The 8,910-nt window shown below is 67.1% G+C and carries 13 protein-coding genes; all 13 read right to left on the bottom strand.

What is annotated here, in order from left to right; translation table 11 throughout:
- Positions 1-1,442: phage tail tape measure protein (locus Q0116_RS07220; RefSeq protein WP_297886657.1), on the bottom strand; the 1,442-nt coding region annotated here is incomplete at its 3' end.
- 414 nt (positions 1,443-1,856) lie between these two features.
- Positions 1,857-2,333, bottom strand: a complete 477-nt coding sequence (locus Q0116_RS07215) for a hypothetical protein (protein ID WP_297886656.1) — start codon at positions 2,331-2,333, stop codon at positions 1,857-1,859.
- A gap of 16 nt (positions 2,334-2,349) precedes the next feature.
- The gene (locus tag Q0116_RS07210; protein WP_297886655.1) at positions 2,350-2,757 is read right to left on the bottom strand and encodes a hypothetical protein; all 408 of its coding nucleotides are present in this window, start codon (positions 2,755-2,757) and stop codon (positions 2,350-2,352) included.
- Positions 2,758-2,774: 17 nt separating this feature from the next.
- Positions 2,775-4,070 (bottom strand): hypothetical protein, encoded by a 1,296-nt coding sequence (locus Q0116_RS07205; protein WP_297886654.1) that lies wholly within the window; start codon positions 4,068-4,070, stop codon positions 2,775-2,777.
- Between the two features lie 44 nt (positions 4,071-4,114).
- Complete coding sequence (locus Q0116_RS07200) at positions 4,115-4,702, bottom strand: hypothetical protein (protein ID WP_297886653.1); 588 nt, start codon at positions 4,700-4,702, stop codon at positions 4,115-4,117.
- Positions 4,703-4,708: 6 nt separating this feature from the next.
- Complete coding sequence (locus Q0116_RS07195) at positions 4,709-5,155, bottom strand: phage virion morphogenesis protein (protein ID WP_297886652.1); 447 nt, start codon at positions 5,153-5,155, stop codon at positions 4,709-4,711.
- 2 nt (positions 5,156-5,157) lie between these two features.
- Positions 5,158-5,442: a hypothetical protein gene (locus Q0116_RS07190; RefSeq protein WP_297886651.1), complete on the bottom strand. Its 285-nt coding sequence runs from the start codon at positions 5,440-5,442 to the stop codon at positions 5,158-5,160.
- Positions 5,439-5,822, bottom strand: a complete 384-nt coding sequence (locus Q0116_RS07185) for a hypothetical protein (protein ID WP_297886650.1) — start codon at positions 5,820-5,822, stop codon at positions 5,439-5,441. Before Q0116_RS07185 ends, Q0116_RS07190 begins: the two co-directional genes overlap by 4 nt.
- Positions 5,819-6,205 carry a hypothetical protein gene (locus Q0116_RS07180; protein ID WP_297886649.1) on the bottom strand — a complete coding sequence of 129 codons (387 nt, stop codon included), beginning with the start codon at positions 6,203-6,205 and terminating at the stop codon, positions 5,819-5,821. Before Q0116_RS07180 ends, Q0116_RS07185 begins: the two co-directional genes overlap by 4 nt.
- Positions 6,206-6,208: 3 nt before the next feature.
- A complete protein-coding gene (locus tag Q0116_RS07175) occupies positions 6,209-6,577 on the bottom strand; it encodes a hypothetical protein (RefSeq protein ID WP_297886648.1) in 369 nt (122 codons plus the stop codon).
- 8 nt (positions 6,578-6,585) lie between these two features.
- Positions 6,586-7,725: a hypothetical protein gene (locus Q0116_RS07170; protein ID WP_297886647.1), complete on the bottom strand. Its 1,140-nt coding sequence runs from the start codon at positions 7,723-7,725 to the stop codon at positions 6,586-6,588.
- Between the two features lie 15 nt (positions 7,726-7,740).
- A complete protein-coding gene (locus Q0116_RS07165; RefSeq protein WP_297886646.1) occupies positions 7,741-8,193 on the bottom strand; it encodes a hypothetical protein in 453 nt (150 codons plus the stop codon).
- A 2-nt stretch (positions 8,194-8,195) separates the two neighbouring features.
- The gene (locus Q0116_RS07160) at positions 8,196-8,765 is read right to left on the bottom strand and encodes a hypothetical protein (RefSeq protein ID WP_297886645.1); all 570 of its coding nucleotides are present in this window, start codon (positions 8,763-8,765) and stop codon (positions 8,196-8,198) included.
- Positions 8,766-8,910 lie beyond the last annotated feature (145 nt).

Raw genomic sequence — 8,910 nt, 5'->3', positions numbered from 1 at the left:
CTCGCGGCGCCGGCGAGGAACGACCCAGAGACAACCTTCAGGACGGCCGGCAGGATCGCAGCCTGGACGTATGCAGCGCCGAACGCGACGGTCGCGGCCGCCGCTGCGCCCGTGAGTGCGACCAACGCGGCACCGAGCCCGCGAGCAAGCGTCTCGTTCTCGGAGATTGGATCAGCGACGGACCGGAGTGCACCGACAAGCGCAGTGATCGCCGGCTTCGTGCCCACAAAGATCTCGTACCCGATGACCTGAAGCGTCGAGCGGAGTTGCTGGACCTGGCCCGAGAGCGTCTGTGTCTGCTTCTCGGCCAGCTCCGCAGCGGTCGTCACACCTCCGATTCCCTCTGCGATGTTTTTGACCGGCTGATTCGTGTCCGCGATGTCACTGGCGAGTGCTTGCGCGGCCTGATCAGTCAGCCCCAGACCGACCTGGAGACGTGACGCGATCTCGGCAGTAGACTCACCCTCGTTTGAGAGTTTGCGGAGGTTCGTGATCAACTCCTTCGTCCCCGTCTGTTCCGAGACGTCCATCCCGAGCGCCTGCGACACTCCCGAGAGCTCTTGATCGTTCAACTCTGCGAGGTCGCCGATGGCACCCTGTATCTCGGCGCGGAGATTGTCTTCCAGCTTCTGCTGTAACTTGTCCGTGTCCTCGATCAACGGCAGCAGTGCCCGCGCACCCTCACGCCCGACGAGCTGCTGAGCGAGAGCAATTCGCTCGGCCTGCGAACCGACGTCGTCCATCTCGGACGAGAGGGTGCCCAGGATGTCGGTCATACTCTTCAGATCGCCTGACGAGTCGGTGAACGACTGAGTCGAGAGGCCGAGTTCCTCTAGGGCCTTCTGGGTTTCACTACTGTTCCCGGTCAGGCGCGAGAGGACGGCGTTCAGCGACGTCCCGGCCTTCGAGGCTTCGAGGCCGGAGTCCGCCAGTGTCCCGATGGCAGCCACAGTCTCGGCAGCCGAGATGCCCGCGGAACTCGCGGTCGCCTGGACCTCGGTCAGCGCTTGTGAGAGGGACTGGATGTTCGTCGCGCTTGATGCGAAGGTCGCACCCATCGCCCCCACGATGGCGTTGGCCTGCTCGGCCTCCATGTTGAATGCGTTGAGGGACTGCGCCACGGTCTTCGCCGACTGCGAGGCGTTCATCCCCGAGGCGACGGCGAGTTCAGACGTCGCCGCCAGGGCGTCCATCGACTCCGAAGCGTCGAGGCCAGCGAACGAGAGGGCCTTCATCGCCTGCGCGCCCTGAGACATCGTGACTGGGAGCTCGACGCCGATGCGCTTCACGGAGTCTCGCATATCCTCCATCTGCTCCGTGGTCGCGCCCGACGTCGTCTGGATCGTCTGGAACTCGCGATCCAGCTGTCCGAACCGGCCCGCGAGCAGCGCGATTGATCCACCGAGAGCTACGGTCGCGGTCCCCAACGCCATGAAGCCCATTTTAGCCCCACGGGCGCGGCGCTCCGCACGGCCCATCGACTCGGCGGCGTCGTCACCGGCGCTCTCGGCACTGCGGAGGTCTCCGGACGCCCGATCGGATGCTGTCAGTACTGTTGCTATCCGTCGGACGTTGCCGCTAAAACCTACCATGTTAATTCACCGATAAGACGTTGTCATGCTTCGAGACGCCCTTCGTGACGCTCTTTCCGGTTGAACCGAACGAGGAGGGGATGTCGCCCGGGACGTCGCCGGCGTCGACGTCGAGTCCCTCGAAGCCGCCGAGCCCGCCGGCGCCGAGCTCGGACTGGTCCGGCTCGATCGCGTCGTAGGCCTCGGCGTACCAGAGCCGCTTCGTCCAGGGCCACTCCGCGACTTCCTGAAGAGGGATGCCGGACTCCTGATGGATCCGCGTGGTTACTCGGCCTGCGGGGGAGCTTCCCCACCTTCGGGAAAATCCATCATCTGGTCGATGCCGGCCCACTCGGCGATCCGCATCGTCAGGCCGATGCGCTCGCCGGACTTCATCTGCCGCCAGCGCTCCGGCGTGATCTCCGGCGAGACGACCGCGCTATCGCAGAGCGCGAACATCCGGTCGGAGCCGTCCATCTGGCCGGCCTCGCCTTCGCCGGTCGCGGCGCCGACGATGAGGTTGAGGATCTCGTCGTCCTCTGGGTCCTGGACCTCAAAGACCATCCCGCCGAACTTGATGTAGCCCGTGTCGTCGCCACCGAGCGACCACTCCTGGTTCTCGAGGTCCTCGGGGTCGATCTCCTCGGGGTCGACCTGCGTCAGGTCGACTGGCTCCTCGTCGACGTCCTGGAGTTCAGTTTCTGCGTTGGTACTGTCAGCGTCCGGCTGGTCGTCACCGGACTCGGGAGAATCAGAGCTCATGATCTACTAAGTCGGCTTACTCGTCGTACTCGTGCTCGACGCGGTCGAACTGCAGCGAGCCCTCGTACATCGGCATCGAGTCGTTCTCGTAGTCGTCCGCGGGCCCGAAGCCGAGGAACTTCCCGTCGAGGAAGTTCGACTCGACGCGGGGCTCTGCGTCCGCGTACTGCACTGCGAGGGAGACGGTCTCCGCGTTCTTGTACGCCCGCTCGAGGCGGGGGATCGATTGCGAGACGGCCTTCACCGCGACGGTCGCCTCGACCTCCTCGTCGACGATGACCCAGATGTTGCCGTCGTCGCCCATCGTCCGGTTGTGTTCGTGGTCGGCCGAGTCGTCCCAGCCGACCGAGTCGAGGTCGGCGACGCGCTCGCCGTCGATGAAGACGGAGATCTGGTCAACGTCGAAGTCTCTGGTTTGTGGCATGTGTTAGATCACTCCAGTTACACCGTGACGGTCATCTCGAGACCGAACTCGTGGACGTTCCCGGAGAGGGTCCCCTCGATGGAGATCCCGCTCCAAACGCGGTTCGCCTTCTCGTCGTCGGTCAGCTGGTCGATCGACGGCACGTTCACCGAGACCTCGGCGAACGGGTCGTCGGCGCCGCCGACGTCGCCGGCGAAGGCCGACTTGATCGTCGACGAGATCATCGTCCGACCGTCCTGTGTGAACGGGACGCGATCCTCGCGCAGCCGCAGCGAGGTCAGCGCGTTCTCGACTATCTCTGCCGCGTACGACTCGGTCATCGAGACGTCGAAGTACTGGTAGTTGCTCGAGGCGCCCGCCGTCGACACCGAGTTCGAGAGGACGGTCGTCCCGCCCACGTTGATGACGACGTTCACCGGCCCGTCGCCGTTTACGTCGCCGCCCTCGAACGTCTCCGCCGTCGACGGGTCGCCGACGACTGCGTCCTCGAAGTAGTCGTTCGCGAAGCCGTAGCCGTCACCGTCGAAGAACGGGTCGAACCACGGGTCGTTCGTCGCGAGCTGGCCGAGGACCTCGCCGCCGGGGTCGCCGCTCGACTCCATCGCGATGAACGGGAGGACATCGCCGCTCGAGACGTAGCCCGCGGTCTCGTGGGCCGCGGTCATCGCGGCGTCGGTGTCGGCGAAGGTCGTCCCGTCCTTGATGGGGAGGACGACGCCGGCGCGGTTGCCGCCGGCCCAGGTGACGAGCTCGTCGTACGTCCCGATGTGCTCGCGGCCGGCCTGCGTGTTCGCTCGGTGGAGCCGGTCGGCGCCGAGCTCGCCGAGGCGATCGAGGCGGGTCCAGTCCGCGTGGTAGTACGTGATGTCCGCGCTCGTTCCGTCGTCGGTCGTGACCTCACCGGTGTCGGTGTTGATCGCGACCTCGCCGTTGTCCGGTGCCGCCGGGGGCGACTCGGTGGAGAAGACGACGTCCCGAGCCGCGGCGGTCGGGACGGGGTCCCCAAGGACCGGCGTTGTCGAGACGGCGTTCCCGTCGTCGATGGTCTCGGTCTCCTCGACTGCCTCCAGGACGACGACCATCCACTCTTCGACGCCCCGGCCCTCGAGTTCTTTCGAGGACTCGTGGACGTCCGAGCCGTCGCCGTAGTCGTTCGCTACTTCAGCGGCACTCCCGTACCGGTTGACCTCGCCGAAGGCCGCGTTCGGCGGCACCGCGGTCGCCGTCCCGATGACGGCGACGTCGGTGAAGGTCGGCTGGGGGAGAGCCGCGATCTCTGCCGTAAGGTCGATGTCGACCACTGAAACTGGCATTGTGCGTGTTCTCTGTCGTGTTCTGTCGCGTTTCGGTTAGCTGACTATTCCATGTCGACGGCGTACTCGGCGTCGTCGACGGTCTCGTGGACCGTCTCGTGCTCGTCGACGTACGAGACCTGGACCGACCACTCGAGGCGGTAGGTCCCTGCAACGCGGCCGGGCGTCGGCGGGTTCAGCGGCTCGATGAGCAGCGGCCGCTCGCCGTTCGCGCCCACCGAGTCGAGGTCCATCTCGAAGACGATGTATCGCCAGATCGCCCGCGCGAGCTGCTTCCCGCGGACGTCCGGCGGGACGCCGTTCGCATCGTGACTCGCGTCGACGGCGACCGTGATCGAGAGCTCGTCGTCGAGGGACCGCTCCTCGACCTCTGCGAACTCGGCCGCGTCGCCGCGGTCGTCGATCCGCGAGACGCCGCCGAGCGGTCGGCGCTCTTCATCCTCGGCGCCCTGCGAGTCCCAGCCGAAGACGATCGCCGGGTACTCCGGCGCCGCATCGACGCGGTCCCCAGCGTGATCGGGCCCGGACCAGTACGGCGTCAGCTCGTACTGGTAGTCGGCGCCCTCGTAGGTGAGCGTCTGGACGAACGGGAGGTCCGCCTCGATGCGGTCCTCCTCGGCGGTCGTGAGCATCGTCGGTCAGAGCTCCGCGCCTTCGAGGCGCACGTCGATCTCGTTCCCGACCGTGTCGGGAGCCTTCTGGTAGGCGAGGCGAGCAGCGGGCCCGAAGATCGGCCGGGCGGGGATCCCCGCCTCGGGAGCGCCGAGCTCGTGGACCTCGCCGTACTTCTTCGTCGTCCCGATGACCGCGTAGAGCTCCGCCGTGTTCACCTCGGACGTCGAGGCGATGTCGCCGCGGAGCTCACCGGTGTCGACGAGCGGCGCCGTCGACGACGTCCGGACCTTCCGGGACTGGAGCGTCGACGCCTTGATGGGCTCCCACGAGTTCCCGAGCGCGTCCTTCCCGCGGGCCATGTTCCGCAGGAGCGTTTTCAGGACGGTCGAGTGAAGCTCGACGAGCCCGGTCTCGAGACCGGAGTCGAAGGCGTCCCGGACCTCGTCGAAGTTGTTCTCGTCGCGGACCATCGCTACTCAGCCTCCAGGAGGTCGCCCTCGTCGAGCGCCTGCTCGATCCGCGTCGACCGCCGGACCGTCTCCGGCTCGGACGCATCGTCGAACCAGACGCCAGCGACGTACTGCCGGCCGTCGGCCGGGACGACGTCGACGAGCTCACGCTCGAGCGGCTCGATGACCGTCTTCCGGTCCTTGTGCTCGCGCTCGTACTCGACGAACGCGGCGAGTCGCTCGCCGTCGAAGTCGGCGACGGCGTCGAGCGTTTCGTCTCGGTTCAGGTCCTGGTAGTTCTCGATCATGACAGGTCTACCTCCTCATCGAGTTCGCACTCGAGGACGGCGAAGCCGTGATTCTGGGAGCGGTCGGCGTCGATCACGCGGTAGGCCTTCCCGTCCTGGACGATGACCGACGCGCCCTCGCCCCCGCCATCGCGGAGGCCTTCGTCGACGAGGTCGGCGTCGACGAGGTACACCTGGTCGGCATCGACCTCGACGCCGAAGGTGCCGTAGGAGACCGACTTCCCGCCGGGGTCGGCGATCGCGTCGATCGTCTGCGGCGAGGCGTCCGTCTGGCTCCAGGGCTGGCCCCGGGAGTCGGCCGCCTCCGCCTGCTCGAAGTTGTAGAGCTCGACGTCGACGCCGGCGCGGCGGAGCGCCCGGCGGGCCGGGAACCGGCTCATGCTGTCACCGACCAGAAGTCACCGCCATCGGGCCCGAGCGTGTCCGAGGTGTCGTACTCGATCACCTGCTGCCCGTGGGTCGTCGCCTTCAGTCCCTCCGCCGAGAGCGCGCCGGCGTAGTCGAACGAGACCGGGCCGATGTCTTCGGACTCGACCTGGCGCTCCTCGTCGACGAGGAACTTGATGAAGTGGCGGGTCAGCTCCCGCTCGATCTTCGCGAGCCGGCGCTCCGAGAGCCCGCGGCCCTTGAGGCGATCGTCGACCTCCATGTTCGCGTCGTCCATGTACTCGCGAACCTCGGACTCGGTGAGGTCCGTCTGGAACCCGCCACCGGTGACGTCCTCGTAGGACGTCCGCGAGTCGGCGTCGGCGAGCTCAGCCATGCGTTACTCCTCGCGCCGCTCGTCGATCGCCGAGAAGACGCCCTTCCGGCCTTCGCCGTCCTCCTCGAGGGCTTCGAGCTCGTCGAGGACGTCGTCGTACTCGCCGGTCTCCAGGGCGTCCTCGACCTCGCCGATCGTGCCGTCGAGGAGCTCCGCCAACTCGTCCTCGTCGACGTCGGTGCCGTCGTCCTGGGACTCGGCGCTTTGTTCTTCGTCGGACGTTTCCTCGGGGCGCTCCCATGCGCCGGAGCGGTGGTCGAGGTAGTCCTCGACCGCCTCCTCGGGGACGTCGTAGACGCCGGGGCCGCGAGCTCGGAAGTTCCTCGCGCCGTCGTGGAACGTCGAGTCGCGGGTCCATCTGAGTTCAGTCATCGGTCACCTCAGATGTCCCGGATGACGACCCACTGCTCGGGGAGCATCAGGTGGAAGCCGATGTCCTGGAAGCCCTTCAGCCAGGTGACGGCCGGGTCGTTCCCGATCCACGTCTGGGTCCCGAAGCCGCGGTTCTCGTCGATGGCGAAGCCGCCGTCCGTCGACGGGGCGTCGGGCTCGTCGAACTCGCCCATGTTCTCGCCGAACCACGGGAGGAACGCCGAGCTGGGGCCGGGCCGTCCGATGACGATGTTCCGGCGCTGGGTGCCGGCATCGGCGTCGTACGGCTCGAGGACGTTGTCCATCGCGGCGTCGTCGACGTCGTTGACGACGTTGCCGTCCTCGTCGAGGAAGTTCCCGTCGCCGTCGGTGCGCGGGAGCTTGACCTTGACCATCCGGATCTCGGGGATCTCCTCGTCGACGAGGCGGCGGACCTGGCTGCCGGTGAGGCCCCGGACCTCGACGCCCGAGAACCGGTCCTTCATGTCCTCGTTGTTCTTGATGTCGTGCCAGGCGCTCGGGGTGACGTAGGCCACCGGGTCGGCGGTGACCTGCGCGTTCATGAACGTCTGGTCGGCCTCGTTCAGCAGGTACGAGGCGTACGAGAAGTCCTGGTACGGCGTGGAGTTCGCCCGGTCGTCGTAGGCGTTGGTCGGGTCGATGACGTTGTCGGTCGGGATGTCCGAGTGGGGCGTCTGCCCGTCCTGCCCGACGAACCCTTCGACGCTCGCGGTGCCCTGCCAGGTGACCTGCTCGCGGGTGAGGAACAGCGCCGCCCGGAGCTGGTTCGCGCCCCAGCGGTAAAGCGAGAGGATCTCCCGCTCACTGTTCAGCTTCGCGTCGGTCTCCTTCTCGGGGGCGATCTTCTCCTTGAACGAGTAGGTCGTGATGTCCTTCTCGCTGATCTCGCCGAGCGTACCGATCGGGGACTCTGCGGCTCGGTCGACCTCCCGCATCGGGGCGACGGCGCCGCCGATCTGGAAGTAGTTCTCTTCCGGGGCGTCGAGGTCGACAGCAGCGAACTCGCTGTTCGCGCTGGCGACGTCCTCGCCCTGGACCTCATCCATCTGGTCGATGTCCTGAACGATCTCCTCACGCAGCGTCTTCGGCGAGAGCAGACCGGCCTTCTTGAAACTAAGTCGTGCCATTTTGTGTTACCTGAGTTACTTGTGCCGCAGGACGGCCACCTTGTTCGCGGTCTCGGCGCTGGCTCGAGTTCCGGTCGCGAAGACGCGCCCGAGGATCATCTCGGGCGTGTCGCCACCGGCGGAGTCGTAGGCGCGGACGCCCGTGTCCGTCAGGACGACCAGGTCGCCCGGTGCGACGGCGCCGCCGGAGGCGTCCTCGTACCAGTCGACCGGGCCCTGCGCGAGCGCGCTCCCGGTGCCGGCGACGTCGCCGGCGGCGTAGTCCATGTCGTCGACATCAGGCGCCCGCTCAAGCGTCCCGATCGCGTCGCCGTCGGAGGTAGGCAGCTGGACCTGCGTCCGCCCGTTCGCCTCGCCGGCGATCTCGACGGGATCACTGCGTCCCGCGACGTTCCCGTCGGGGTCCGCGATGACGTCGACGTCGAGGCTCTGCCCGGGGTCGTAGAGTCGGAGGTCTCCCTGAACCATGTTCAGGCACCTCCGTTACCGCGGACGGCCGCGCGGAGCTGCTCGACGTCGTCGTACTCCGCGGCGTCGACGTCGTACTCCTGCTTGAGGTACTCGTAGTTCGAGCCCTCGGCGGCGAGCGTGTCCTGCGCCGTCATCACTTCGCCGGCCAGCTGCTCGGCGTGCTGCTTCTCCTCCTCGCCGAGGTCGCCGCCGGGCGTGCCGTCGGGCTCGCTCTCGCCGCGAGGGGTCGGGGAGCCCGCGAGCTGCTCGCGGACGATCTCGACCGGGTCCTCGTCGTCGTCCTCGGACCAGCCGGCGTCGAGCGCCAGCGTCTCGACGAGCTCGCTCGGCTCGAACCGGTCAGCCAGCTGCTCGGCCTGGAGCGGCGAGTCCTCGGCCGCCAGCTCGGCGAGCATATCGACGAGGGGGTCGATCTCCTCCTCGAGCTGCTCGATCCGCTCCTCCTTGTTCTCGATCGTTTCCTCTTTCTCGGAGAGCTGCTCTTCGAGGTCGTCCTTCTCGTCGGCGAGACTGTCTCGCTCGGTTCGGACCTCTGCGAGCTGCTCCTGAAGTTCTTCGGGGTCTACCATATTCTGTGAAGTACCGCTAGTACCGGAGTCTCCAGTACCGGTTCCCGCACGGGGTTCCGCCCGCTCGTCTCCGTTCTGTGCTTCGGGCCCGGAGCTCCCGGCGAGACCCTCCCACGCGACGTCCTCGATCCAGTCGTAGCCGTCG

The organism is uncultured Halorubrum sp. (assembly GCF_937146585.1).
In the GTDB taxonomy this organism is placed as follows: Archaea; Halobacteriota; Halobacteria; order Halobacteriales; family Haloferacaceae; genus Halorubrum; species Halorubrum miltondacostae.
The sequence above is the reverse complement of the archived record's forward strand: the minus strand, read 5'-3'. Positions and strand labels throughout refer to the sequence as shown.